Raw genomic sequence first — 24,003 nt, 5'->3', positions numbered from 1 at the left:
TGTCATTGAAACATCGCCTTCAGCATCGGGCGCAGAACGGACAGTGGACGGCTATTGAGCACGTCCTTCTTCTCCAGCCAGCCGCGCCGCGCCTGGCCGATGCCGAAGCGCAGGTTGGCGAATCCAAGGGTACTGTGCGCGTCGGAGTTGACGCTGAGCAAGACACCCGCCTCCTTCGCCTCCCGGCAATAAATATCGTTCAGATCGAGACGCTCCGGCCGGGCGTTCAATTCCAGACAGCAGCCGCGCCGGGCGGCCGCCCTGATGACCGCGCTCATATCCACATCGATGGGATTGCGCTTGTTGACCAAACGACAGGAGGGATGCGCCAGGATGCTGAAGTAGCGGTGTTCCACGGCGCGCAGGATGCGCCTCGTCTGCCGGGCGCGCGGCAGGTCGAAGCGGCTGTGGATCGCGCCCACGACAAGGTCCAGCCTTGATAACACACGATCGGGCAGATCCAGCTCCCCGGATTCGAGAATGTCGACTTCGATCCCCTTGAGCAGCGTGACGTCGCGCAGTTTCTCATGGAGCCTGTCCATCGCGTCGATGTGCCGCAGCAATCCATCCTCATCCAGGCCGTGCGCCACGGTGAGATGGCGGGAATGATCGGTGATGGCCAGGTATTCCAGCCCGGCACCGCGGGCCGCCACGGCCATCTCCTCCATGCTGTTCAGGCCGTCGGTGGCGCTCGTGTGCGCATGCAGATCGCCGCGTAAATCGCCAAGCTCAATCAGGCGCGGCAGGCGGCGGGACCGGGCGGCTTCGATCTCGCCGTTGTTCTCGCGCAACTCCGGCGGGATCACCGGCAGGCCGAGAACGTCATACACCGAGGATTCCGTATCACCGGCGATGCGCCGATCGCGGCGGAAGACACCGTACTCGCTGATCTTGAGCCCCTTCCGCTGGGCCAGCCGGCGGATGGCGATGTTATGGGCCTTCGAGCCCGTGAAATACACCAGCGCGGCCCCGCTCGCCTCCTCCCCCATCACGCGCAAGTCGGCCTGCAGGCCGGATCTCAGAACCACGCTGGCGCGCGTCGGCCCGCTGGCGATCACCTCCGTGACATCCTCATAGTCGAGGAAGTGATTCACGACCGAATTCTGTTTCTTGGCAATCGCCAGGATGTCCAGATCGCCGATCGTGTCGCGCATGCGGCGCAGGCTCCCTGCGATCCTGACCTCGCTCACGCCCGGCGCGCGCCGCAGGTAGGGCACGAGGCCCTCCGCCGCCGCGGTGGCGACGGCGATGGACACGCGCGGCTTGCTCTGCAAGCGGGATTCCACCGCAGCCAGCAGTTTTCTCTCGGTCTTCTCGCCGAAGCCGTGCAGCCGGCGTATTTTCCCCCCGCGCGCCGCCTTGAGCAGTTGCGTCGGGGTCTCGATGCCGAGGTCGTGGTAAAGCAATTTGACACGCTTGGGCCCCAAACCGCCGATCTGGAGCAGAGTGACGATGGCCGGCGGAACCTCGTGGTGCAGTCTTTCCAGCAACGGGCAGGTGCCGGTGTCAGCGATCTCGTGGATTTTGCCAAGCAGGTCGTCACCGATGCCCGGCAGTTTCGGCAGTTCCCCGCCGTCCTTGATGATGCAGGCGATGTCCCGGCCGAAGGCCTCCACCGCGCGCGCGCCGTTGCGGTAGGCGCGGATGCGGTAGGGATTGGCGCCCTCGATTTCGAGTATGTCCGCTATTTCATTGAAGACGCCCGCAATATCCACGTTGCGCACCTTTGCCGGTTTTTTTGAGGCGAGTGGGGGTGCCACGGAACGCGTTCTTCTGGAGGGAGGCATGAGTTTTGCCGGTCCGCTTTTTACCACCTCACTGGCGGGACCTGCGATCATCCGACGGCGATTCTTTTCCACGCTGCCTGCAAGCGGCAAGTTCGCGCAGCACGTCATCGTCGGAAAGCTGCTGGAAGTCCCGATAATACGCCCCCACCGAACCGCCGAAATATTCCGGTAAATGGGCGATGACGCAGTCGTCCGTTTCGCGGGCCAGTGTTCCCACCGTTTCCCGCGGCGCCACGGGGACGGCGACGATCAATTTCGACGGTCCGTCCGCGCGCACCTCCCTGATCGCGGCCAGCATGGTCAAACCGGTGGCCAGCCCGTCATCCACGAGCACGGCGCATTTGCCGGCGGCGGACAGACGCGGTCTGCCGCCGCAGTACAACTCGCGGCGGCGGCGTGATTCCTGCCGCTGTGATTCGATTTCCGCCGCCAGCCACCTTTGATCCAGCCTGCGGCATTCCCTTTCATTGCACACGGCCCCGCCCTGCTCCGTGACCGCGCCGATGGCGTATTCCGGATGCCCGGGGTGGCCAATCTTGCGCGGTATCACCAGATCGAGCGGCAGATTGAAGGTCATGGCGATTTCGGCAGCCACCGGCACGCCGCCGCGCGGCAGCGCATAGACGACGGCCGGATTGGAGATGCGGGTCCTCAGGACCTGGGCCAATTCCCTGCCGGCATGATGACGATCGGTGAACATCATGACTCTGCCTCCTTGGAATAGAATAGCCCCGGCATGGCGGGTAATATTGATCCAAATCAACGCCGATTACCTGGATTTCACGTAATTTTACTCATTAGAATTACAGTGACAAAATTGAGGATATGACATGCCAATCCCGCTGGAAATCGATTTTCGCAACATTGAACGCACGGAGGCGCTGGAAAGCGCATTGCGGAAAAAAGTCGACAAACTCGAGCATTTTTGCGACCGCATCACCAGTTGCCATGTGACTCTGGAAGCACCGCATCAACATCACCACAAGGGCAAACGATATCAGGTTCACATCCGTCTCTCGGTGCCGGGAAAGCTGCTGGCGGTGAGCCATGAAAGCGGCGAACAGTCGCACGAGGATGCCTACGTGGCGATCCGCGACGCCTTTTCGGCCGCGCGGCGCCAGCTTGAGGACCACGTCAGGATCATGCGCGGAGACACCAAAGCAGCGCGCCGCCGTGCGCGTCGCGGGGAAAATGAGGGATGACCGGAGTCGTCGACTGAATCCATGCCCTTGCCGCAAGAACAGGAGATTTGCCGCCAAACCCTGCTTGAAAAATACGCCACGGCCGGGGAACGGTCGATGGGGGAAATACGCCGGCGTGTCGCCAGGGCACTGGCTGCGATTGAACCTTCCAAAAAGCGCGCTTACTGGGAAAAAAAGTTTTTCGAGGCGATGGAGTCGGGTTTCGTGCCAGCCGGACGGATCAATTCCGCGGCCGGCACGCAATTGCACGCAACCTTCATCAACTGTTTTGTCCAGCCGGTGGGAGATTCGATTTCCGGCAGGTGCGACGGCAGGCCGGGCATTTACGTCGCCCTGATGGAATCCGCCGAAACCATGCGGCGGGGTGGCGGCGTGGGGTATGACTTCTCCGCGATCCGCCCGAGGGGCGCGCTGGTCAGGGGCACCCGCTCGCGCGCAAGCGGCCCGCTTTCCTACATGCGGGTGTTCGACATCTCCTGCGAGACGGTCGAGGCCGCCGGCACGCGGCGCGGGGCCCAGATGGGCGTCCTGCGTTGCGACCATCCCGACATCGGGGAATTCATCCACGCCAAGGACGCCGGCGGCCTGGCCAATTTCAATCTTTCCGTCGGGGTGACGGACGCGTTCATGGCCGCGGTGGAGAGTGATTCGGAAATCGAACTGGTCCACAAGGCGCAGCCGCATCCTGATTTTGCCGCGGCAAATATCCACCGGCGTAGTGACAAGCTGTGGGTGTACCGCAAGGTCCGGGCGCGCGAACTGTGGGACCAGATCATGCGTTCGACCTACGATCATGCCGAACCCGGGGTGCTGTTTCTGGACAGCATCAACCGTGACAACAACCTTCACTACTGCGAAACGATCGCCGCCACCAATCCCTGCGCGGAACAGCCCCTGCCACCCTACGGTTGTTGTTGCCTGGGTTCCATCAATCTCACCCGCTTCGTGCGCGCACCCTTCACTGAAGCGGCAAGTCTTGATTTTGCCGCGCTGGCGGACGTCGCCAGGGTGGCGGTGCGGATGCTGGACAATGTCCTTGACGCAAGCACCTGGCCGCTGGCGGCGCAGCGCCGGGAGGCCATGAATAAACGCCGCGTGGGGCTCGGCTTTCTCGGACTCGGTGACGCGCTCATCATGTTGCGACTGCGCTACGATTCCGCGGCGGCGCGCGCCATTGCGGTGAAAATCGCCGAATGCCTGCGCGATGCCGCCTACCGGGCTTCCGCCGCGCTCGCGCGCGAGCGCGGCTCGTTTCCCTCGTTCAAGGCCGGCAAGTATCTGTCCGGCGCGAGTTTTGCCTCGCGCCTGCCGGCGGAGATCAAGGCGCTGATCCGCAGACAAGGGCTGCGCAACAGCCACTTGTTGTCCATTGCGCCGACCGGCACCATCAGCCTGGCATTCGCGGACAACGCCTCCAGCGGCATCGAACCACCGTTTGCCTGGACCTACCGGCGTAAAAAACGCATGGCGGAAGGCTCGACAAAAGAATTTGAGCTCGAGGATTATGCCCACCGCGCGTACCGCCTTGCCGGCGGCGATGTGAAAAACCTGCCCGGCTACTTCGTCACGGCGCTGGAGCTCTCCGCATCCGCGCATCGTGAAATGGTCGCGGCCGTCGCGCCCTGCATCGATTCCAGCATCTCCAAGACCGTTAATGTCCCGGAGAATTATCCCTTCGAAGATTTTCAGGATTTGTATTTCGCCGCCTGGAAATCGGGATTAAAGGGGCTGGCCACCTACCGGCCCAACGTGATTACCGGCGCGGTGCTGACGCCGGACGCGGCCCTGAGGGGCGCGCGGTTCTGCCAGCTCAACCTGTAAGACCAGACCGCCGCATGAATCGACCCGCCGCCTAATCGATCATCGCCGCCTGGATCGCATCGTCGACCGATTCCAGCCAGACGAATCCAATCCGGTCGCGCGCATCCTGGGGTATCTCTTCGAGATCCTTTTGATTGCGCGCCGGCAACAATACGGTCTTGATGCCCGCACGCAGTGCGGCCAGCACCTTCTCCTTGATGCCGCCCACCGGGAGCACCAGGCCGCGCAGGCTGATTTCTCCGGTCATCGCACAGTCGCTTCGAACCACCCTGTTTGTCGCCATCGACGCCAGGGCAGCAAACATCGCCACGCCGGCGCTGGGGCCGTCCTTGGGAATGGCGCCGGCAGGGACATGGATGTGAACATCGCTCTTTTCGAATATCGCCGGATCAACTTTCAACGGTTCGCTGCGCGCCTTCAACAGCGTCAACGCGGCCTGCGCGCTTTCCTTCATCACGTCGCCCAACTGACCCGTCAATATCAGCTTTCCGCTGCCGGGTGTACGGCTGGCCTCGATGAAAAGGATGTCGCCGCCCACGGGCGTCCATGCCAGACCGGTGGCCACGCCCGGAACGTTGGTTCGCATTGCCAGTTCGCTCTCGAACTTCCGGGGCCCCAGGATGGGGGCGACCTCCGGGCTGTCGATCTGCGCATGTATGGCCTTGCCTTCCGCCACCTGCATGGCCACATGGCGGAACAGCGTGCCGATGTTTCTTTCCAGATTGCGCACGCCGGCTTCGCGGGTGTAGTCCTCAATGACGGTCCGGATCGCGGCATCGGTAATTCCGCATTGCTCAATGGTCAGTCCATTGGCCTCCAGTTGCCGCGGGACGAGATAACGCCGGCCGATCTGGACCTTCTCCTCTTCGGTATAGCCCGGCAACTCGATCATTTCCATGCGATCGCGCAACGGGCCGGGAATATGATCCAGGACATTGGCGGTGCCGATGAACATGACCTTGGATAGATCGAACGGCACGCCGAGATAATTGTCGCGAAACGCGGCATTCTGCTCCGGGTCGAGCACTTCCAGAAGGGCCGCCGAGGGGTCGCCCTGTATGCCGGCGCCCAGCTTGTCCATCTCATCCAGCATCATCACGCAATTGCGCACGCCAGCCTTGCGGATCGCCTGGATGATGTTGCCCGGCAGCGCGCCGATGTAGGTCCGCCGGTGGCCTCGGATCTCGGCCTCGTCATGGGTTCCGCCCAGACTCAGGCGCACGAACTTCCGCCCCGTCGCCCTGGCGATGCTCTGGCCCAATGACGTCTTGCCGACGCCGGGCGGGCCGACGAAACATAAAATAGGACTCTTGCCCTGCGGGCGCAGCTTGCGCACCGCCAGATATTCGAGAATCCGCCGCTTGACCTTCTCCAGCCCGAAATGGTCGGCATCCAGGATCCGGCGCGCCTCGGAGATATCGATGCGATCTTCGCCCGGCGCCGCCCACGGCAGTTCCACAAGCCAGTCGAGGTAGGTGCGCAGCATCGAATATTCACCTGACATGTCCGGCATCCGCTCCAGGCGCTTGAGCTCCTTCCTGGCCTGGTTCTCCACCTCCTCCGGCATCTGCGCCTTGCCGATGGCGCGGGCGAGTTCGGCGAGTTCCTCGGAGGTGCCCTCCGTTTCCCCGAGTTCCTTCTGCAGGGTCTTGATCTGTTCGCGCAGTAGTAGGTCACGTTGATGTTTTTCAAGACGTGTCTGCGTCTGCTGGCTGATTTCCTGCGACAACCGCAGTACCTCCAGCCGCGCCGAAAGAAAGCGCAACACCCTGTCCAGCCGGTCGCGCAGATCGAAGGTTTCCAGGATATCCTGCTTCTCCTGCGGCTTCAGATCCATCAATCCTGCGACAAAATCAGCGAGCGTGGACGCGGAGGTGATTTGTTCGAGGGATCCGATGAGATCAACCGGCACTTGCGGCACCAGTTGCAGCAGCTCTGCCGCACGCTCTTTGACTTGCATGACCCGCGCCTCGATTTCCGCCGAATCGACCTCGGTTTCCGTCACCAGATTGATCCGCGCAACGTCAAAGGGGAATCCGTCGAGAAATTCAACGACCTGAAAGCGCTGTTCGCCCCGGCAGATGACGTTGTGGGCCCCGTCCGGCGTGGTCACATATCGCAGAATCGCCGCCACTGTGCCGACCGAATGAAGATCCTGAGAGGACGGAATGTCCGCCTCGGGATTGCGTTGCAAAAGTATGCCGATGCGCAGGGAGCGACGCGCGGCCTGTTGGGCGCCGGCGATGGAGCGCTCCCGGCCGATGCTGAGCGGCACGACCAAACCGGGAAAAAGAACGATATTGCGCACCGGAATAATGATCAATGAATCCGGCGGGAGTTCGGGAATCCCCGACGGCGCCGGGGATTTCTGAACGCGTTCCCCGCCTTCAGGCGCTTTGTTTTTCAATTCGTCGTTCACGGATGCCCGACCTTGAACTCAAATCAGCTTGGCCAGCGTCAATACCAGGCATCCGTTTGCAATCTCGCTCCCGGCCACGTCATAACGGCCGGGCGGCAATTCGATGCGACGCTCAAAGCGGCCCTGTGGAATCTCAATGCGATGGATGAAATCCTCGGGGCCGGCGGGCATATGGCGCTCGGCCACGATGCGCACACTGGCGCCATCAGTCACTACCTTGACCGCGTCCGGCGCCACGCCGGGCAGGGCCACCAGGATGATGATGGCCCGCTCGTTCTCAATGATATCGATCGGGGGTTCCCAGCAGGGACCGCCGCCGGCGGCCTGGTGGAGATCGCAAAATTGCCGGTGCAGTCGATCGGCCTGCCTCAGAAGCTCCAGGGCCTCCGCCAGCATTTCTGTGCCGGGATTACGCGAAGTCATGCCTTATATTCCTAACATTTCCCGCAGGTTTGGCGGGATTTCCAATTTTCTTCCAATTTTTAGAGTTTAGGTCAAATTGCGAAGGCTGTCCCCCGGGATTTGGCTCGAACTTGATCCACGTCAGGTGAAGATATAGAACCAAACGACATGGTGATCTAGCATTATTTTCATGCACACCGTTAAAAAATCCATCCGGACGCGGCGATCAATATGGCGGCCGATCATCGAGTTGACAACATCGGAGAATACTTATGCCCAAGTCTCCAAAAGCCCCCAGCCTTGAGGACGCCATACAGCAACGACGTTCAGTCCGTTCCTACACCGCCGATAAACTCGACCGGGATACCATCGATGCCCTGCTCAAGGCCGCCGTGCGCGCCCCCACGGCCGTGCATCAGGAACCATGGTCCTTTGTCGTCGTTCAGAATCCAAAAACCCTCCGACGCCTGTCGGATCGTTCAAAGGCGCTTTTTTTGGAAGAGGCGCATCGCACCCATCTCGACCGCGGAGGCCATGCTCTCGACGTCTTCGAGAAGCCGGATTTCAACATCTTCTACAACGCCGGTACGCTCATCGTCATCTGCGGACCGGAGTCGGGACCATTTGTGGTCGCGGATTGCTGGCTGGCGGCGGAGAACATGATGCTGGCCGCGTGCGCGATGGGACTCGGAACCTGTGTCATCGGCTCGGCGGTCACCGGCCTGAATACGCCGGAAATCCGGGCGGAACTCGGCATCCCGGCCGGAATGCGGGCGGTGGCCCCGATCATCGTCGGTGTGCCTGGTGACAAGGGTTCCGCGACGTCCCGAAAAGAACCCAGAATCCTTGCCTGGAAGTGACGGCCCCGTGTTCGATTGGACAATGAACATCCCAGATCGGCAGCCGTTGATGAACCGGCCGCAATGACGCGCATGAAAAAAACATTTCCCCTGTCGCGGGTCTATCGCCTGCTCGAGCCGGGACCGGTCGTGATGGTGACCACGGCCCACAAGGGACGCACCAACATCATGACGATGTCATGGCATACGATGATCGATTTCGAACCGCCGATTGTCGGTTGTGTCATCAGCAACCGGAACCATACCTTCCGGGCATTAATGGCGACCAAAGAATGCGTGATCAACATTCCCACGGAGGAACTGGCGAAAGCGGCGGTCGGCTGCGGCAACACATCGGGGAGGAAAATCGATAAATTCAAAACCTTTGGCCTGACCGCAACAGCGGCTTCCCGCGTCTCTGCGCCACTCATCGCTCAGTGTTACGCCAATCTCGAAGCCAGGGTCATCGATGCGCGGCTGGCAAACAAGTACAATTTCTTCATCATGGAAATCGTCAGGGCTTGGATCGACCCCACAAGAAAGCGCCCGCGGACGATTCATCACCTCGGCGGTGGCACCTTCATGGTCGCCGGCAGGACGATCAAGCTGCCTTCCAAAATGAAATAGCCGCTACTTGCCCTGGAAAACGTCATGTCCGACCCTGTAATTTTCGCGCTGCAAGCATCCCATGATTTTGGTGCCCGCGTGGCGCAGCGGCTGGGCCTGCCCTTGGGCGCGCATGAAGAACGCGAATTCGAGGATGGCGAACACAAATCGCGGCCGTTGATCAATGTCCGCAACCGCGACGTATATGTCATTCAATCGCTCTACGGCGACCGCAGCCAGACCGTCAATGACAAGCTGTGCCGGCTGCTATTCTTCATCGGCGCGTTGCGCGATGCCTCGGCGGCATCGGTGACGGCCGTCGTCCCCTATCTCTGCTACGCCCGCAAGGACATCAGAACCCAACCGCGGGATCCGATCACGACCCGTTACGTGGCCACGCTGTTCGAGGCGGCAGGTATCAATCGGCTCGTTGCGCTCGATGTACATAATCTGGGCGCCTTCCAGAATGCCTTCCGCTGCCCGGTCGAACACCTTGACACGTCCGTGCTGTTTGCCCGGCATTTTGCCTCGGCCCTGGCGGATGTTCGGCAGATTGCCGTCGTGTCGCCTGATGCGGGTGGCATGAAACGCGCCGAACGACTGCGGCGAAGACTCATACGGGCGCTGCAATGCGATGTGCCCATCGCGGTCATGGAAAAGACGCGTGGCAAGGGAGTGATGACCACCGGGAGACTGGTCGGTGACGTCGGCAACGGCTGCGCCATCATCGTTGACGACATTGTGAGCACCGGCGGCACGCTGGCCCATGCCGCGCGGGCATGCCGCTCGCAGGGCGCCGCGCGCGTGATCGCCGCGGCCGCACATGGACTGTTCGTGGGGAAGGCTGCGGAAATTCTACGCGGCGGCGATCTGGATCAGGTCATCGTCACGGACTCCGTGCCGTCGTTTCGTCTATCCGCCGAGGCAGCAGTGAGGGTGACGGTTCTGTCGTTGGCGGAATTGTTCGCGGAAGCCATCCGCCGGCTGCACGATGGCGGTTCACTGGTCGAATTGCTCGAAAATTAGCGATTGCGGTGCTCCATCCGCCGTCAGCAGGATGCTTCAGCCTGTATTTCAATAAGGTGAATATTTATGAATGCACCACGAGCCACGGTCGTTGAAGTGGAAGAGGCTTTGTCCGGACGCTACGTTCAGACCGCGAAAACCGGTCGCCATACGCTGACCGTGGACGAACCACAAGCACTGGGCGGGGATGATGCCGGGCCCGGGCCCTACGAGTATCTGCTGATTGGCCTGGGCGCCTGCACCGGCATGACCTTGCGCATGTACGCGACGTTGAAACAACTGCCACTGACCCGCGTACGCGTGCGCCTGTCCCATCACAGGATACATGCGCGGGATTGCGCCGATTGCACGTCAAAGGACGGCAAGGTGGACGAAATCACCCGTGAAATCATACTTGAGGGCGATTTGAATGCGCAGCAGCGCCAGCGGTTGCTTGAAATCGCCAACCGTTGTCCGGTACATCAAACACTGACGTCGGAAACGGTGATCCGCTCTAATCTGAAAGAATGAATGTACGACGGTGATCCATCCCGTTTTCAGAGATTGCCGGGAAATGTGAGGCTGCTGCGCGGCTGGTTTCGGCGGCACGTTGTTGGGTGGCAGCGAACAAGGGTGCCGGTCCGTGGTCTTAATGAAGGCGGCGATCACGTTCGATTCCCGGAAACATTCCTGAATACGGAGGAGTCATCATGAAACGACTGCAAGGAAAAGTGGCACTGGTTACCGGCGGTCGCCGGGGGATCGGCAAGGCCGTCGCCATCCTCCTGGCCGGCGAAGGCGCCAAGGTGGTGATTACCGATCGCAAGCCGGAAGGGTCGGAGGCCGTGATCGAAACAATTGAGAAAGGTGGCGGCGAGGTCATCTTCATCGAGCATGATGTCGCGAAGGAAGAAGACTGGAAACGGGTGATCGAGAAAACGCTGGAACGCTTCGGTCGTCTCGATGTGCTGGTGAACAATGCCGGCGTCGGCGCTGGCAAGAACATTGAAGAGATTACCCTGAAGGACTGGCGTTGGGTCTTGAGCGTCAACCTCGATGGTGTGTTTCTCGGCACGCAGTACGCCATCAAGGCCATGAAACCGGGAGGCGGCGGCTCGATTATCAACATGTCGTCCATCGAGGGCCTGGTGGGTGACCGCCGCCTGCCGGCCTATGACGCCAGCAAGGGTGGCGTGCGGCTGCTCACCAAGTCGGCGGCGCTGCACTGCGCGCTTGCCCGCTACAACATCCGCATCAACAGCGTCTGTCCCGGCTTTCTCGACTCCCGCATGGTGGATGGTTTCCTCGGTGCACAGAAGGATCCCGAGCAGGCCCGTCGTGAACTTGTGGCGATGCATCCCCTCGGCCATCTGGGCACGCCCGAGGATGCCGCCTATGCGGTTCTTTATCTCGCCTCGGACGAATCAAAATTCGCGACGGGAACCGAACTGGTGGTTGATGGCGGTTACACCGCACGCTGATTGCCGGGAAGGCGGGCAGATGATGGAGATGAGTCGTCGAGATTACGTGCGCATCATCTCGGCATTCAACATGATGACTTCGATCTCCTCGGTGATTTCCTCCTGATGCAGGCTGTTTCGTTTTCGCTGGAATTCCGAGGATTTTTGTTCGATGCGCCGCACGGCGGAATCCATGTGCTGTATGCGCCGCTGGTTCTCCGCCATCAATGAACTGTAGAAAATCTCATGCAGCGTCGCGAACAGATAATGATCGGCCAGTTGCGTGAGGAAAACCCGAGGATCGAGATTCAGCAACGGCGCATGCCCGGGACGCGGCTTCTGCGCCGCCCAATGGGTGAAAGGGTTCAACAGTGTGGTTTTCACCCCGGCATCTCCGGGCTGGTTGTGAAAAACGGTCAGGCGCAGCAGGCACGGCGCAGCCTGCATCGCCTGCCAATGCCCAAGCGCCTCCACGAGTTTCCTTAGCACGGGTTGCACTTCTTCCAGCGTGGCGGGTCCCTCCACCTGCATCACCACTCGCCGATCGTCCGCCAGTTTGGACGATAATTTGCTTCCGACAACAATGAGCGCGGGGGCGCCGATCCCCGGCGAATGGCCGTTCAGGTAACGCCGCATGGCATCATTGAAATCGCCGCAAAATCCCCGCTCGCTGCCGATGAGCAAAAAGACGTCGCGGGTTATTTTGTTTTCTGAAAAAAACTGCGCGTGGAAAGACAGAAAATCCTCGGCGGCCGCACGGATATCCTCGACTACGCGATGCTGAGTGGCGAGGAATCTCGTAAGCTTGTGCGTCTCCATGAGGGCGAGATTTTTCATCGCATTCATGATTTCCTTGATTTCGCCCAAGCCGTGAATGCGTCGTTCGAGATCCCGGCGTTTGCTCATGTCAATCTGTCCGGCTCGAAGGAGACACCCATCTTGTCACCGCCTGCAGCCACGCCCCATGGCTGTCGCCAAGCGTAAGGCCGCTGTCCCGCACCCGATCCGGGAATCGGGAAAGAGCGGCCGCAATGCCGGTGCTGTCCAGATTGTCGAAGAGCCCGGCGTTGAACGCGACCAACCATGCCATCTGGGTTTCGATCGTCAACGGAGAAAGACGATCCTGCTTCAGCAGTTCGCGCAAGACCCGCCCGCGCTTGATCCGGGCCTCGATGGAAGCCTCCAGGCGCGCGCCAAAGCGGGTAAAAACCTCCAATTCAAGAAATTGCAGGTAATCGAGCTTCATGCGCCCCGCTTCTTCCCTCATGCGCGGGTGCTGCGCCTTGCCGCCGATGCGGGAAACCGATCGAGTGACGTCGATCGCGGGCAACTGCCCGGCCGCGAACAGATTCGGGTCGAAATAAATCTGTCCGTCCGTGATTGATATCAGGTTGGTCGGAATGTAAGCGGCAATCTCGCCTTCCCTGGTTTCCACGATGGGCAGCGCCGTCATGCTGCCGCCGCCGTGACCTGCCGCCAGACGCGTGGAACGTTCGAGCAGCCGCGAATGAAGATAAAAAATGTCGCCGGGATAGGCCTCGCGTCCGGGTGGGCGCCGCAGCAGCAGCGACAGTTCGCGATAGGCCTGCGCGTGGGTTGTGAGATCGTCATAGACGATCAGGGTGTCCCGGCCCTGTCCCATCCAGAACTCCGCCACCGCGCAACCGGCGAACGGCGCCAGATATTTGAGGCCGGGCGTCGTCGTAGCCTCCGCCACCACCAGCACGGTGTGATCCATTGCGCCGGCCCTGCGCAGGGTTTCGATGGTACTCGCGACAGTCGATCGTTTCTGGCCAATCAATACATAAATGCACAGTACGTTCTTGTCCCGCTGGTTGATTACCGCATCGATGGCGAGCGCGCTCTTCCCGAGCCCATTATCGCCGATGAGCAGTTGCCGCTGTCCCTTGCCGATGGGGATCAGGGCATCGACGATCTTGTTGCCCGTATACAGTGGTGCATTGACAAAATCGCGCGCCAGGATGGGCGGCGACAATATGTCCAGATCGCGCCGACCGGTGGACTTCGGCGGCGACCCGCCGTCAAGCGCGGAACCCAGCGGGTCGACCACGCGTCCAAGCAGCGCATCCCCCACGGGAACACCGAGACGCCGACCGGACAGATGCGCGGTGGAACCTGCGGTCAGCGCCGCGCCCTGTTCCAGAAGAATCGCACCGAGCGCGTCCGCGTTGAGTGAAAAAACCAGCGCCCGGCTGCCGTCCTCGAAGTGAAGCACTTCGTCCATGGCCGCGGACGGCAGACCATGGATTTGCGCTATGCCGTCGCCGATAGACAGGATGGAGCCCTGTTCGGTCACCCGCAGACCGAAACGATACCGCCGCAGCCACTCCGGACCCCCGGCGCCTGCGTTTCGCTTTTCAGGCGACATGACGTTCCGCTGTGGCGAAGAATTTCAGCTCGTCCTGGAGGTTGGCGTGCAATACCCAGGGGCCGATGCTGATGCGCAGTCCCGCCATCAATCCCTTGTCTTCATCAAATTCCGCCGCGACGTCGGCATTGGCGACGCTGCGAACTCCCCGGATAATGGCCTGGCGCTGCAGTTCCGAAAGCGGAAAGGCGCTGGTGATTTTCATCGCGTGGCCCGCGTTCTGACAGGCGGCGCGTATGGACTGCAGCCGGTCCTGGGAAAGGGCGGTCAGATCCTCCAGTGCCATTTCCACCAGCCGCGTTTCCAGTCCGGGGGTCGCGACGCGCGTCAGTAATCGTGCGGCAAATTGCGCCCCGTGAGAGACGGCTTCCTCCTCCGACTGATTCCGGAGCTCTTCCCGTTGCCGTTCCTCCACGACGCGGCGTTTCTCGCGTTCCTGGTCCAGTGCCTGCTGCAATGCCGCCATCCTGTGCATACGTTCAGTCTCGATCTCCTGGAGCGCCTGCATACGAAGCCTTTCCTTTTCCCGCTCCCACTCGGAAAGCCGCTCTCGATATTTTCGCTCCAGTCCCCGGGCATCGGTCTGTTTGGCGTTGGCATCGGCCAGTGTTTTCTCTATGGCCGCCTTGCGCCGGGCGATGGCCTGCAATACCGGTTTGTACAGAAAGTGCTGAAGGATCCAGATCAGGACCAGGAAGTTGATGATCTCGAGGATGAAGGTAAGCCAGTCGAGTTGCATGGCGGGCACCTACTTGAGCATGTATTCCAGCAGCGGATTGCGGAAAAGAATGATCAGCGCGATGACCAGCACGTAGATCGCCAGCGATTCAATCATCGCCAGACCGATGAACAGCGTGCGCGTTATCGACTTTTCCGCCTCGGGCTGGCGCGCCAGCGCGTCCAACGCTTGGGAGATGGAGCGTCCCATCGCCAGTGCCGGGCCGATCGCGCCGATGGCGATGGCCAGGGCGGCGACTACCGTGGAAAGAATCGTAAACAAGGCCATATCGCTCATAATGTCACTCCTTCTCGTGCGTTGCTTTGGGTTCCAGAGACTGAATTCCTCCGGCGATGTATATCAATGCGAGCATGCCGAAGATGTAGGCTTGCACCAGCGCTTCGACGATGTGCAGCAGCAGTACCGGGACGGGTGCCAGGAATCCGGCAACCAGCAGTACCAGCAACGCCGCCATCTCCAGGCTGAAGATATTGCCGAACAGACGCACGGCCAGCGCGACCGTGCGTGAGATTTCGCTGATGACATGAAATGGGAGCAGAATCGGGTTCGGCTCGAGATAATGGTGCAGGTAGTTGCGCAGGCCGTGAATGCGGATGCCGAACCAGTGCACCGAGAGAAACACCAGGATGGCCAGCGCCGTGGTCAGCGACAAATCGCCGGTGGGTCCGCTCAAGCCCGGCACGATGCCGGTGAGGTTGGCGATCACGATGAAGATCCACAGCGTACCGACGAAAGGCATCACTTGGACGGCGTGATCGGGCAGCACCGCGGCGATGGCATCCTCGATGCTGGAGACGATGCCCTCCAGCGCGACCTGCCATGGGCCTGGATCCCTGCGCATGCGACGCGTCAAAAGCCGGCACACGATGAACAGCGCCGCCATGATGCCCCATGTCGTGATCACCGTTTCCGTAATCGGGCCCAGATGAAGGCCGTTGGTGCCCGGCATGTTGCTACTCCCGGATGAAAAAATAAACATTCACCGCGCCGATAATGATGCCGAGGAAAATCATGCTGACTGTCCAATGGACGGCGAAATGCTGCAAACGTTCGTCCAGCCAGCTGCCCAGGTAGGCGCCGGCGATCACCGGCAGCACGAACAACAACCCCAGGGTGCCGAGATAGACGGATTGGCTTAGGATCGTGCGCCGGTTTTTCTCAGCAAGCTTCATACGCTCGACCTGCCGGTCGATGCGGTTTTCCAGCCGTCGTTGCTCGCTGTTGCTGTCCCGGGTATCCAGTTCCATGGCCGTGCCTACAGTGCCGCCTCACCGCCATGCTGCAGCTTCCAGAGACGCTTGAACATTTCCTCTTCTAGATGACGCAAACTTTGCTTCACCGCGCGCAGGGATTCCTCTTCCACCAGCAGCTGCTCGCGTAATGCGGTGCTGATGAGTTCGTAATCCGTTCCCCGCAAATAACGTCGCGCACACACATGGAGTTGATTGTCCTGCTGGTACAAGACGGCCCCCGGGACGGCCAGGTATTGCCAGTCTTCATCGGCGATACGAAAGCGGGCCAGTCCGAACTCCAGCAAGGTCATCATACGGGCATGCCCGGGCAGAATGCCGAAGCTGCCGGATGCATCCTCTCCCACGAAGCTGATTACATTGTTGATCCGCTCGTATTGCGTCGCGCTTTCGAGGTGCAGTGCAAAAGTGTTCATGCGTGGCCGCCTTTCATGCTGGCGCGCATATAACACCGCTCCTCCGGCACCTGATCGTAGTCCCCGCGCAGGAACGCCTCGCAATCGTCCAGCGTATCAGCCAGCGACACGGATGTACCGGGGATGCCGGTATGCTCGCTCACGACGTGGAACGGTTGTGACAGATAACGCTGCAGCTTGCGCGCGCGCAATACGATGCGGCGATCCTTCTCGGACAGCTCCTCGATTCCGAGCATCGTCAAAATGTCCTCCAGTTCGCGGTAGCGGGCCAGATGTTCACGCACGCCCTCCGCCAGCGTGTAGTGCCTGTCGCCGAGGACGTGGCGATCCATCATCTTGCTGCCCGATTGCAATGGGTCCACCGCCGGGTAGATGCCCAGCGCCGCCTGTGAGCGTGCCAGGATGACCGTGGTGTCGAGGTGATTCAGGAGGGTGCTCACCGCTGGATCGGTCATGTCGTCGGCGGGCACGTAAACCGCCTGCACCGAGGTGATGTTGCCGCGCGTCGTGGAGATGATGCGGTCCTCCAGCTCGGCGACCTCGGTCATCAATGTCGGCTGGTAGCCGACCGTGGCCGGCATGCGCCCCAGCAGGCCGGAGATTTCGCTGCCGGCCTGGACAAAGCGGTAGGCATTGTCCATCAGGAACAGGACTTCCTTGCCCATGCTGTCGCGCAGGTACTCGGCATAGGCGAGCGCGCTCATGCCGACGCGAAAGCGCACGCCCGGAGATTCGTCCATCTGTCCGAACACCATCAATGTGTGCGGCATGACGCCGGCGCTTTCCATCTCGCGCCACAATTCGTGGCCCTCGCGGATGCGTTCGCCGACCCCGGCGAAGACCGACACGCCGTGATGCAGCTTCACGATGGCATGCATGAATTCCATGATGAGCACCGTCTTGCCCACGCCGGCACCGCCGAACAACCCTGTTTTGCCACCGCGAATAAAGGGACAGAGCAGGTCGATGGCTTTGATGCCGGTTTCCAGTATCTCGGTCGCCGCCCGCGTCTCGTGCAGGGGCGGTGGCTTGGCAAGGACGTCATGAAATAACTGTTCGGGGATCGGCGGAGCGCCGTCCAGCGGCTCACCGAAGACGTTGAGCAGGCGGTTCAAGCATTCCGGGGCAACCGGTATACGGAGCGTAGAACCGGTATCGAACACCGGGGTGCCCCGGCGCAGCCCTGCGGTACGGTGCAGGGTGATCGCGCGCGCATGCGTTTCGTCAAGGTGCTGATGAACTTCAAACTTGTAGGTTTCGTGATCGACCTTGCTGCACAAGGCCCGATGCATCGGGGGCAGGACCTTACAGGCAATATCAACCACTGGTCCATGGACCGCCTCAATCCATCCGACAGTAGGCAAGCTTGGGGGCATTTTTCTCTGATGGATTGTGTGGGTTGAGAGTGTCTGCTTCATCCCCCAAGCCGTTCGACCAGCTTCTCCAACTGCTGCGCGACGATGTCCCAAACCGCCAGCGGACCCGTCGAGGTTATTTCCTTTTTTCGCCAGTCTTCAGGTGGCTTCCGTTTCAATGCCTCGACTTCGTTGGCGAGCGTCTCCCGTTTCCCCTTTAACTCCGCGAGTTCGCCGTGGACCTCGGGCGGGGGCGATGCCCCGTGGGCCCGCCTGAGGAGTTCATCAATATGCTTGAGTCTCGATTCATATTCCAGAATTCTCTGTTCGACTACCTGATCAATCTGGGGCATAACCTTCTCTCCGGAGTATTTTTTCACAATCTATCGATGTATTTTGACTAAATCCAGCATTATCAACGTCATCCACCTACAGCTCCCCGTCTTGGATAAGCTCGCTGCAGCTCGTGCGATTTGAACATATTACTCAGACACCCACACAGTCATTTGACATTTACTGGTGCTAATCATCTTAGTCCGTTACGAATCGAATTGGTGGCATGTTTTCGTTTTGCGATATGCCGATCAAAGGCCCGGAGACTCATCAAGATGAGGCCTTGATCGTGCCATTTGATGAATTTTTTCGTTCTCATGATGCCTGGCAATTGGAAAAGGCGCGGCAATGCTCCTGCGCGATCCGCAGATAGTTTCCCGCCTGCGTCAACCAGCGGGGCCAGGCGGTGCGGGGACGATCGCGGATGTGCATGGCCGAAAGTCGCGCGCGCAGGCTGGCGCGGTAGGCCATGTAATACTCGCGGACCATTGATGGGGGCTGATCGCCGGCGTATTCGGCATAAATATCCAGCACCCGGCCACCGATTTCGGCCCGGCCGAAGCGCTCGCATTCCATCGCCAGATAGGACAATTCGTCCACGGGATCCAGCAGCCGGAATTCTCGGTTGAACTCGAGCCGATCAAAAATCACGGGTGGCGTTTCCAGGCAAATGTGCTCCGGACGCAGATCACCGTGGCCCTCGACGATCCGGGCGGCGCGCGCGGCAAACTGGTTCCGTGCCCGCCGCAACACGGACAGCAGGGCGGCGTGGACGGCGTTAATCTGATCGTGGGGCAGTTCGAGCAGGGGATCGGACAACAGCCCCTGATTCAGCAGCACCGCCGCCTCGCAGCGCCGGCTGTAATCCTCTCCGCTCATGCCGACCGCGGGCTGCTCCCGGTAGAAGGCCGCCAGCATTTCACCGATGCGGCGGATCTGCCCTTCCGGCGGAGCCCGGTCCCGAATGACGTTGTCCAGCATGTCGTCACGATGCAGCCGTCGCATCTTCACCAGCCATTCAACGACCTCGCCCTTGCCGTCGAGTTGCAGCTGCCCGCCCGCGTCTTTCGTGAGCGGCACCACTCCCTGATAAACGCCGGGAGCAAGACGCCGGTTCAGGCGTACTTCTTCATGGCAATAATGTTCGCGCAATTGCAGGGTGCTGTAATCGAGAAACGGCTCGCGCACCGGCTTTTTCAGCTTGTAGGCGAAATGTCCCTCCAGGAACACCCACGACATGTGCGTTTCGATGACGATAACGGCGTCTGGCCGATCCGCGTACGCCTGCGGCTGCCGCAGCCGGTCGACTTTGGCCGCGAGTCCCCGGTTTGAATCGGCCGCGCGATATTCACGATTCACGATGGCGCCGCTGTCTTCCCCAGATATTTGCGGAACCAGGCGCCGGCGAGAAGCGCCACCTGTTCAAGAGCGCCGGGCTCCTCGAAAAGGTGGGTGGCGTTCGGAACGACTTCAAGCGATTTCACCGCATTGAGGCGGGCGTGCGCCTGGCGGTTCAACTCAAGCACCTGCCAGTCAGCGCCGCCGACGATGAGCAGGGTGGGCGCGCGCACCTCCGGCAGATCCGCCATTGCCAGATCCGGCCTGCCGCCGCGTGATACCACGGCATGGATGCGGTCGGGAAGCGCAGCTGCAGCCCTGAGCGCCGCCGCTGCGCCCGTGCTGGCGCCAAAATAGCCGATGGCCAGTTCGCGCAATCGCTGCTGTCGCCCGAGCCAGTCCGTGGCGCTCACCAGCCGGCGCGTCAGTAATTCGATGTCAAAACGCGTTTCGTAATCGCGATCCTCCGACTCGGTCAGCAGATCGAACAGCAGCGTGGCCAGCCCCTTTTCGTGCAGCGCGCCGGCAACCATGCGATTGCGGGGCGAGCGGCGGCTGCTGCCGCTGCCGTGCGCGAACAGGACGATACCGGTGGCGCCGGACGCGGGCATGTACAGATCGCCCGCGTGCATGGCGTTGTCGAGTGGAATACCTACGCTGGTTTCTGTCGGCGCCGTCATGCGGCCGCCCCCGCCGCGGGAGTGCCGGCAAGGATCGCCACGACCTCTTCGTCCGTGACCTGCCTGAAATCGTCGTAATACGCCCCCACCGCGCCCAGAAAATACTCCGGCGTGCCGACCGCGACGAAATCATCAACCATGCGCGACAGCCGGCCGGCAGTGTCACGCGGGGCCACGGGGACCGCCAGCACGAGGCGTGACGGTTTGCGCCGCCGCGCGTCCTTGATGGCGGCGGTCACGGTGAGGCCAGTCGCGATTCCGTCGTCCACCACGATGGCCACCCGGCCCTCGGCCGTGACCCCGGGCCGGTCACCGAGATAGCGCCCATGCCGTCGCTGCGCCTCCTGCCGTTCCGCCACCACCGCCCGCCGGTACCAGTCCTCGTTCACCCCTTCGACCTCCTGGGGATTGGCGGCCAGTTCTCCGGTTTCGGTGACGGCGGCGATAGCGTATTCGGGATTGTCGGGGTGGCCGATCTTGCGGGCAATGATGAGATCCAGCGGCATGTCGAGTGCGCGCGCCACTTCGGCGCCCACAGGCACGCCGCCGCGCGGCAGGGCAAAGACCACACCCTCCTTGCCCCGATATTTCTGTAATAGAGCAGCGAGACGGCGTCCCGCATCGGCCCGATCTTTGAAACGCATGAGGCGATTTTCCGCTGGATGATTTTCAGTATAACGGCGTGACGAACCCCGACATTGATTTGAATCAATCCGGCGGTGGATCCCGGCGGAGCCGGTCCGGCGGGCACCCCCCCCGCTAACGCCACTCTGCCGCCAGTGAACCGTCGGACGCAAGCCGAAAACGGGTGCCAAACCGGCGCCCCTCGCGGTTCAGCATCGCCTCGAGCCAGTGCATGTCCTCCCCACCCGTGCGATTCACCCGAAAATGGCGAATCTGCATTGGCGTCAACGACAGTTGCCGCAGCCGTCCGGTGCCGGGATCGAAGGTGGGGAAATACATCAGTGTAAGATCGGAGCGGTACGATTCGTAGCCGCCGATGCCCTCGTAGTCATTAATAAAGTCGCCGCAGCCGTAGAGAATGAGCTTGTCGCGATAAACCTCGATGGCCTTGGGGTGGTGAGATGAATGGCCGTGGACAATGTCCGCACCCGCGACATCGATCAGGCCGTGAGCGAACTCCATCTGGTCCCGCGGCACGTCGTAGCCCCAGTTGTCGCCCCAGTGCAGGGACACCACGACAACGTCGCTGCTGCGTTTCACGCTGGCGATTCGCCGGCGGACGTCCTGTAGCGACCTGGAGGAAAAATCGTCCAGCACATTCACGCCGGGCCGATTTTCCGTGGCGAGCCATGCCGGAAATACGCCGGCAGTGCCGCTGCCGAAGGCGAAGACCAGCACGCGGCTGCCTGACGGCAGCTCGAAGACGGCCGGCGCCGATGCCTCGGTCCAGTTGCGTCCTGCACCGGGTGTCTTGATGCCGGCGGCATGCAACACTGTCAGGGTCTCCTCAAGACCCTCGATTCCCCAGTCCATGACGTGATTGTTGGCGAGGCCGCAGCAATCAATCCGCGCCGCCGACAGGCACGGCACGTTCGCCGGATGCATGCGGTAATGGATGCCCTTGCCGCGCCATGCGGAATCGCTCGTGGTCACTGCGGTTTCGAGATTGATAATCCGCACCGCCGGCTGCCGGCGTTCGAGTTCGGCCAGCGCATCGCCCCAGATGTAGGCAAAGTCCACGGGATGCTTGATCGGCCCCGTCGCCTCCTCCGCCAGTTCGAGATAGCCGAGCGCGGAATGCATATAGAATTCATGCAGGCGCGGGTTGCCGGGATGTGGCAGGATTTGATCGACGCCGCGGCCGGTCATCACGTCGCCGCACAGAAACAGCGTCACATCCTTCGTTGATTCCGCCGCCGCCATCGCCAGCGCCGCGCGCGTCAGCAGGCCGCCGAGCAGCGCGCGCCCGGCCATGGCCAGAAAACGCCGGCGATCTCCAGAGATGGGTCGGTGAATTCGATCACGACCCTTCATCCGCGCTGCCGGGAGCGTCCCCGGCCTATCCCTTGATACATATGAGTGGCTCGACGCGGGCGATCTTGCGTGCCAGCCCCGCTGCATCGGCGGCATCCACCACCGCCGATACATCTTTATAGGCCCCCGGCGCTTCTTCCGCGACGCCCCGTCCCGAGGGGCTGCGGATCAGGATGCCGCGCCCCGCCAGTTCGTCGATCACCTGGCGGCCCTTCCACGTGCGATAGGCCTGATGGCGGCTCATGGCCCGCCCGGCCCCGTGGCAGGCGGAACTGAAGGACAATTCCTCGGACGCCGCAGTGCCGGTCAGCACGTAGGATCCGGTGCCCATGGAGCCGCCGATCAGAACCGGCTGCCCGGCGGCGCGCAGCGGCTCCGGGATGTCGGGATGTCCCGGCCCGAAGGCGCGCGTGGCGCCCTTGCGATGGACGAACAGTTCTCGGGAAACGCCGCCGATCCGATGCGTTTCGACCTTGCAGGTATTGTGGGAGACGTCGTAGAGCAACGGCATGCCCGCCCGCGGCAGAACCTCGGCAAACGCCTCGCGCACCAGATGTGTCAGGATTTGCCGGTTGGCCAGCGCGCAATTGATGCCGGCGCGCATCGCGCCGAGATACCGCTGGCCGACTTCCGAATTGATCGGCGCGCAGGCGAGTTCGCGATCGGGAAGCCGGATGCCGTAATCGCCCGCCGCGATCGTCATGTGCTTCAAGAACTCCGTGCCGATCTGATGGCCGAGCCCGCGCGAACCGCAGTGAATCATGACCACGACGTCGCCCTGCTTGAGGCCGAAGACCCCGGCGACCGCCGCATCGTACACGGCCGTGACCTCCTGCACTTCGAGGTAGTGATTGCCGCTGCCCAGCGTCCCCATCTCATCGCGCTGGCGTTTTTTCGCGTGCAATGACACGTTGGCCGGTCTGGCGTGCCGCATCAGTCCGCGCTCTTCGGTGCGTTCGAGATCCGCCGCGGTGCCCCAGCCCTGCGCCACCGCCCACTGGGCGCCGCCGACGAGCATGGCGTCCATCTCCTCGGCATTGAGGCGGATGGCGCCGGTGCTGCCCATCCCCGCCGGGATGCGATGGTAGAGCATGTCGGCGAGTTCCTTCTGCACCGGCATGATGTCGGCGCGCAGAAGCCCGGTGTGCAGACAGCGCACGCCGCAGGAGATGTCGAAGCCTACGCCACCGGCGGACACCACGCCGCCCGCATCCGGATCGAACGCCGCCACGCCGCCGATCGGAAAACCGTAGCCCCAGTGCGCGTCGGGCATGGCGTAGGCAGCCTGCACGATGCCGGGCAGCGTCGCCACGTTGACCAGCTGTTCGTAAACCTTGTGGTCCATGTCCCGCACCAGCGCCTCCGAGGCATAAATGATCGCGGGCACGCGCATGTCCCCATGTGGGGCGATCTCCCATTCATGTTCTGACCGCCGCTTTAACAGGCCGAAATCCACGGTTCAAACGTCCACGACCGTCTGCGCCATCCATTCGCCGGCGGCGTCCCGGGAGACACGCAGGGCGGTATAGGTCGCGCCCTTGATTTCCACGGCCGGCCGGTGCCTCTCCATGTCGATGCGTTCACCCCACGCCCGCGCGTTCAGTTTGCCGCCGTCGATGCGAACGGCGAACCGGCTGAAAAGCATTTTGTTCACGGCCATCTCATAGACAAGGGCATTCAGCCATTCCGCGAACAGCAACTCATCGTTGGGCGCCTCGCAATAAAGTGCGACCTCGTCATGCGGCTCGACGGTATCGAGATCCACGATCACCGCCATCAGCGCCAGCGCCGCCTGCTCGAAGGCTTCGTCCCTGGTCGCCCCAAACCCACGCACGCCCATGTCGGCCTCATGCGGAAAATGCTCCCAATGGCCGGTCCCGGCCGGCGTCTTATTTTCAACTACATTCGTCATCGCGTGCTGCCCGTCCTGTCATTTGTTTGCATCGCATCCATGCGCTTGCCAT

At 61.6% G+C, this 24,003-nt stretch carries 25 protein-coding genes and 1 pseudogene; 7 read left to right on the top strand and 19 right to left on the bottom strand.

Annotated features, from left to right (window positions below; all coding sequences use genetic code 11):
- Positions 1-2: 2 nt before the first annotated feature.
- Complete coding sequence (gene polX, locus VMH34_04590) at positions 3-1,760, bottom strand: DNA polymerase/3'-5' exonuclease PolX (protein HTT08048.1); 1,758 nt, start codon at positions 1,758-1,760, stop codon at positions 3-5.
- Positions 1,761-1,815: 55 nt separating this feature from the next.
- Positions 1,816-2,490 carry a phosphoribosyltransferase family protein gene (locus tag VMH34_04585; protein HTT08047.1) on the bottom strand — a complete coding sequence of 225 codons (675 nt, stop codon included), beginning with the start codon at positions 2,488-2,490 and terminating at the stop codon, positions 1,816-1,818.
- A 127-nt stretch (positions 2,491-2,617) separates the two neighbouring features.
- Between VMH34_04585 and VMH34_04580 the strand changes: the two genes are divergently transcribed.
- Together VMH34_04580 and VMH34_04575 are read left to right on the top strand one after the other, a co-directional pair.
- Entirely contained in the window at positions 2,618-2,989 is a 372-nt protein-coding gene (locus VMH34_04580) for an HPF/RaiA family ribosome-associated protein (GenBank protein HTT08046.1), read from the top strand.
- A 21-nt stretch (positions 2,990-3,010) separates the two neighbouring features.
- A pseudogene (locus VMH34_04575) lies at positions 3,011-4,768 on the top strand (adenosylcobalamin-dependent ribonucleoside-diphosphate reductase).
- A 73-nt stretch (positions 4,769-4,841) separates the two neighbouring features.
- On the opposite strand, the gene lon reads toward VMH34_04575, so the two are convergent.
- Positions 4,842-7,157, bottom strand: coding sequence for an endopeptidase La (gene lon, locus VMH34_04570; protein HTT08045.1), 2,316 nt, complete (start codon positions 7,155-7,157; stop codon positions 4,842-4,844).
- A gap of 90 nt (positions 7,158-7,247) precedes the next feature.
- A complete protein-coding gene (locus VMH34_04565) occupies positions 7,248-7,652 on the bottom strand; it encodes an Hsp20/alpha crystallin family protein (GenBank protein ID HTT08044.1) in 405 nt (134 codons plus the stop codon).
- A gap of 251 nt (positions 7,653-7,903) precedes the next feature.
- Here VMH34_04565 and VMH34_04560 point away from each other — a divergent pair, with 251 nt between their 5' ends.
- From VMH34_04560 to VMH34_04540, 5 genes are all read left to right on the top strand, one after another.
- Positions 7,904-8,491 (top strand): nitroreductase family protein, encoded by a 588-nt coding sequence (locus tag VMH34_04560; protein ID HTT08043.1) that lies wholly within the window; start codon positions 7,904-7,906, stop codon positions 8,489-8,491.
- 72 nt (positions 8,492-8,563) lie between these two features.
- Positions 8,564-9,097 carry a flavin reductase family protein gene (locus VMH34_04555; GenBank protein HTT08042.1) on the top strand — a complete coding sequence of 178 codons (534 nt, stop codon included), beginning with the start codon at positions 8,564-8,566 and terminating at the stop codon, positions 9,095-9,097.
- Between the two features lie 24 nt (positions 9,098-9,121).
- Positions 9,122-10,102, top strand: a complete 981-nt coding sequence (locus VMH34_04550) for a ribose-phosphate pyrophosphokinase (protein HTT08041.1) — start codon at positions 9,122-9,124, stop codon at positions 10,100-10,102.
- A 66-nt stretch (positions 10,103-10,168) separates the two neighbouring features.
- Entirely contained in the window at positions 10,169-10,612 is a 444-nt protein-coding gene (locus VMH34_04545; GenBank protein HTT08040.1) for an OsmC family protein, read from the top strand.
- A 179-nt stretch (positions 10,613-10,791) separates the two neighbouring features.
- Positions 10,792-11,562, top strand: coding sequence for a glucose 1-dehydrogenase (locus VMH34_04540; protein HTT08039.1), 771 nt, complete (start codon positions 10,792-10,794; stop codon positions 11,560-11,562).
- A gap of 42 nt (positions 11,563-11,604) precedes the next feature.
- On the opposite strand, the gene VMH34_04535 is transcribed toward VMH34_04540, so the two are convergent.
- The 15 genes from VMH34_04535 to VMH34_04465 form a co-directional block, all read right to left on the bottom strand.
- Positions 11,605-12,447 carry a FoF1 ATP synthase subunit gamma gene (locus tag VMH34_04535; protein HTT08038.1) on the bottom strand — a complete coding sequence of 281 codons (843 nt, stop codon included), beginning with the start codon at positions 12,445-12,447 and terminating at the stop codon, positions 11,605-11,607.
- 1 nt (position 12,448) lies between these two features.
- Positions 12,449-13,930, bottom strand: coding sequence for a F0F1 ATP synthase subunit alpha (locus VMH34_04530; GenBank protein HTT08037.1), 1,482 nt, complete (start codon positions 13,928-13,930; stop codon positions 12,449-12,451).
- Positions 13,920-14,669, bottom strand: coding sequence for a F0F1 ATP synthase subunit delta (locus tag VMH34_04525; GenBank protein HTT08036.1), 750 nt, complete (start codon positions 14,667-14,669; stop codon positions 13,920-13,922). Before VMH34_04525 ends, VMH34_04530 begins: the two co-directional genes overlap by 11 nt.
- A 9-nt stretch (positions 14,670-14,678) precedes the next feature.
- Complete coding sequence (locus VMH34_04520) at positions 14,679-14,945, bottom strand: F0F1 ATP synthase subunit C (GenBank protein HTT08035.1); 267 nt, start codon at positions 14,943-14,945, stop codon at positions 14,679-14,681.
- 4 nt (positions 14,946-14,949) lie between these two features.
- The gene (locus tag VMH34_04515; protein HTT08034.1) at positions 14,950-15,618 is read right to left on the bottom strand and encodes a F0F1 ATP synthase subunit A; all 669 of its coding nucleotides are present in this window, start codon (positions 15,616-15,618) and stop codon (positions 14,950-14,952) included.
- Between the two features lie 4 nt (positions 15,619-15,622).
- Complete coding sequence (locus VMH34_04510; protein HTT08033.1) at positions 15,623-15,916, bottom strand: AtpZ/AtpI family protein; 294 nt, start codon at positions 15,914-15,916, stop codon at positions 15,623-15,625.
- A gap of 8 nt (positions 15,917-15,924) precedes the next feature.
- The gene (locus VMH34_04505; protein HTT08032.1) at positions 15,925-16,335 is read right to left on the bottom strand and encodes a F0F1 ATP synthase subunit epsilon; all 411 of its coding nucleotides are present in this window, start codon (positions 16,333-16,335) and stop codon (positions 15,925-15,927) included.
- Entirely contained in the window at positions 16,332-17,711 is a 1,380-nt protein-coding gene (gene atpD / locus VMH34_04500) for a F0F1 ATP synthase subunit beta (GenBank protein HTT08031.1), read from the bottom strand. The genes VMH34_04505 and atpD overlap by 4 nt, the downstream gene beginning before the upstream one ends.
- Before the next feature lie 38 nt (positions 17,712-17,749).
- Positions 17,750-18,043: a hypothetical protein gene (locus VMH34_04495; protein HTT08030.1), complete on the bottom strand. Its 294-nt coding sequence runs from the start codon at positions 18,041-18,043 to the stop codon at positions 17,750-17,752.
- Positions 18,044-18,338: 295 nt separating this feature from the next.
- Positions 18,339-19,382, bottom strand: coding sequence for a hypothetical protein (locus VMH34_04490; protein HTT08029.1), 1,044 nt, complete (start codon positions 19,380-19,382; stop codon positions 18,339-18,341).
- A complete protein-coding gene (locus VMH34_04485; GenBank protein HTT08028.1) occupies positions 19,379-20,041 on the bottom strand; it encodes an alpha/beta hydrolase in 663 nt (220 codons plus the stop codon). The genes VMH34_04490 and VMH34_04485 overlap by 4 nt, the downstream gene beginning before the upstream one ends.
- Positions 20,038-20,685, bottom strand: coding sequence for a phosphoribosyltransferase family protein (locus VMH34_04480; protein ID HTT08027.1), 648 nt, complete (start codon positions 20,683-20,685; stop codon positions 20,038-20,040). The genes VMH34_04485 and VMH34_04480 overlap by 4 nt, the downstream gene beginning before the upstream one ends.
- Positions 20,686-20,800: 115 nt before the next feature.
- Positions 20,801-22,039, bottom strand: coding sequence for a CapA family protein (locus VMH34_04475; protein ID HTT08026.1), 1,239 nt, complete (start codon positions 22,037-22,039; stop codon positions 20,801-20,803).
- 25 nt (positions 22,040-22,064) lie between these two features.
- Positions 22,065-23,432, bottom strand: coding sequence for an RtcB family protein (locus VMH34_04470; protein HTT08025.1), 1,368 nt, complete (start codon positions 23,430-23,432; stop codon positions 22,065-22,067).
- A gap of 66 nt (positions 23,433-23,498) precedes the next feature.
- A complete protein-coding gene (locus VMH34_04465) occupies positions 23,499-23,951 on the bottom strand; it encodes an archease (protein ID HTT08024.1) in 453 nt (150 codons plus the stop codon).
- Positions 23,952-24,003: the final 52 nt, after the last annotated feature.

This window comes from Gammaproteobacteria bacterium, from assembly GCA_035501935.1.
GTDB lineage: Bacteria > Pseudomonadota > Gammaproteobacteria > JAJPIJ01 > JAJPIJ01 > JAJPIJ01.
The sequence above is the reverse complement of the archived record's forward strand: the minus strand, read 5'-3'. Positions and strand labels throughout refer to the sequence as shown.

Bases quoted from the DNA above. Each gene is read 5' to 3' on its own strand.
- VMH34_04585 (HTT08047.1), bottom strand. From the start codon at position 2,490: ATGATGTTCACCGATCGTCATCATGCCGGCAGGGAATTGGCCCAGGTC.
- VMH34_04580 (HTT08046.1), top strand. From the start codon at position 2,618: ATGCCAATCCCGCTGGAAATCGATTTTCGCAACATTGAACGCACGGAG.
- VMH34_04565 (HTT08044.1), bottom strand. From the start codon at position 7,652: ATGACTTCGCGTAATCCCGGCACAGAAATGCTGGCGGAGGCCCTGGAG.
- VMH34_04560 (HTT08043.1), top strand. From the start codon at position 7,904: ATGCCCAAGTCTCCAAAAGCCCCCAGCCTTGAGGACGCCATACAGCAA.
- VMH34_04555 (HTT08042.1), top strand. From the start codon at position 8,564: ATGAAAAAAACATTTCCCCTGTCGCGGGTCTATCGCCTGCTCGAGCCG.
- VMH34_04550 (HTT08041.1), top strand. From the start codon at position 9,122: ATGTCCGACCCTGTAATTTTCGCGCTGCAAGCATCCCATGATTTTGGT.
- VMH34_04545 (HTT08040.1), top strand. From the start codon at position 10,169: ATGAATGCACCACGAGCCACGGTCGTTGAAGTGGAAGAGGCTTTGTCC.
- VMH34_04540 (HTT08039.1), top strand. From the start codon at position 10,792: ATGAAACGACTGCAAGGAAAAGTGGCACTGGTTACCGGCGGTCGCCGG.
- VMH34_04535 (HTT08038.1), bottom strand. From the start codon at position 12,447: ATGAGCAAACGCCGGGATCTCGAACGACGCATTCACGGCTTGGGCGAA.
- VMH34_04530 (HTT08037.1), bottom strand. From the start codon at position 13,930: ATGTCGCCTGAAAAGCGAAACGCAGGCGCCGGGGGTCCGGAGTGGCTG.
- VMH34_04525 (HTT08036.1), bottom strand. From the start codon at position 14,669: ATGCAACTCGACTGGCTTACCTTCATCCTCGAGATCATCAACTTCCTG.
- VMH34_04520 (HTT08035.1), bottom strand. From the start codon at position 14,945: ATGAGCGATATGGCCTTGTTTACGATTCTTTCCACGGTAGTCGCCGCC.
- VMH34_04515 (HTT08034.1), bottom strand. From the start codon at position 15,618: ATGCCGGGCACCAACGGCCTTCATCTGGGCCCGATTACGGAAACGGTG.
- VMH34_04510 (HTT08033.1), bottom strand. From the start codon at position 15,916: ATGGAACTGGATACCCGGGACAGCAACAGCGAGCAACGACGGCTGGAA.
- VMH34_04505 (HTT08032.1), bottom strand. From the start codon at position 16,335: ATGAACACTTTTGCACTGCACCTCGAAAGCGCGACGCAATACGAGCGG.
- atpD (HTT08031.1), bottom strand. From the start codon at position 17,711: ATGCCCCCAAGCTTGCCTACTGTCGGATGGATTGAGGCGGTCCATGGA.
- VMH34_04495 (HTT08030.1), bottom strand. From the start codon at position 18,043: ATGCCCCAGATTGATCAGGTAGTCGAACAGAGAATTCTGGAATATGAA.
- VMH34_04485 (HTT08028.1), bottom strand. From the start codon at position 20,041: ATGACGGCGCCGACAGAAACCAGCGTAGGTATTCCACTCGACAACGCC.
- VMH34_04480 (HTT08027.1), bottom strand. From the start codon at position 20,685: ATGCGTTTCAAAGATCGGGCCGATGCGGGACGCCGTCTCGCTGCTCTA.
- VMH34_04475 (HTT08026.1), bottom strand. From the start codon at position 22,039: ATGAAGGGTCGTGATCGAATTCACCGACCCATCTCTGGAGATCGCCGG.
- VMH34_04470 (HTT08025.1), bottom strand. From the start codon at position 23,432: ATGCGCGTGCCCGCGATCATTTATGCCTCGGAGGCGCTGGTGCGGGAC.
- VMH34_04465 (HTT08024.1), bottom strand. From the start codon at position 23,951: ATGACGAATGTAGTTGAAAATAAGACGCCGGCCGGGACCGGCCATTGG.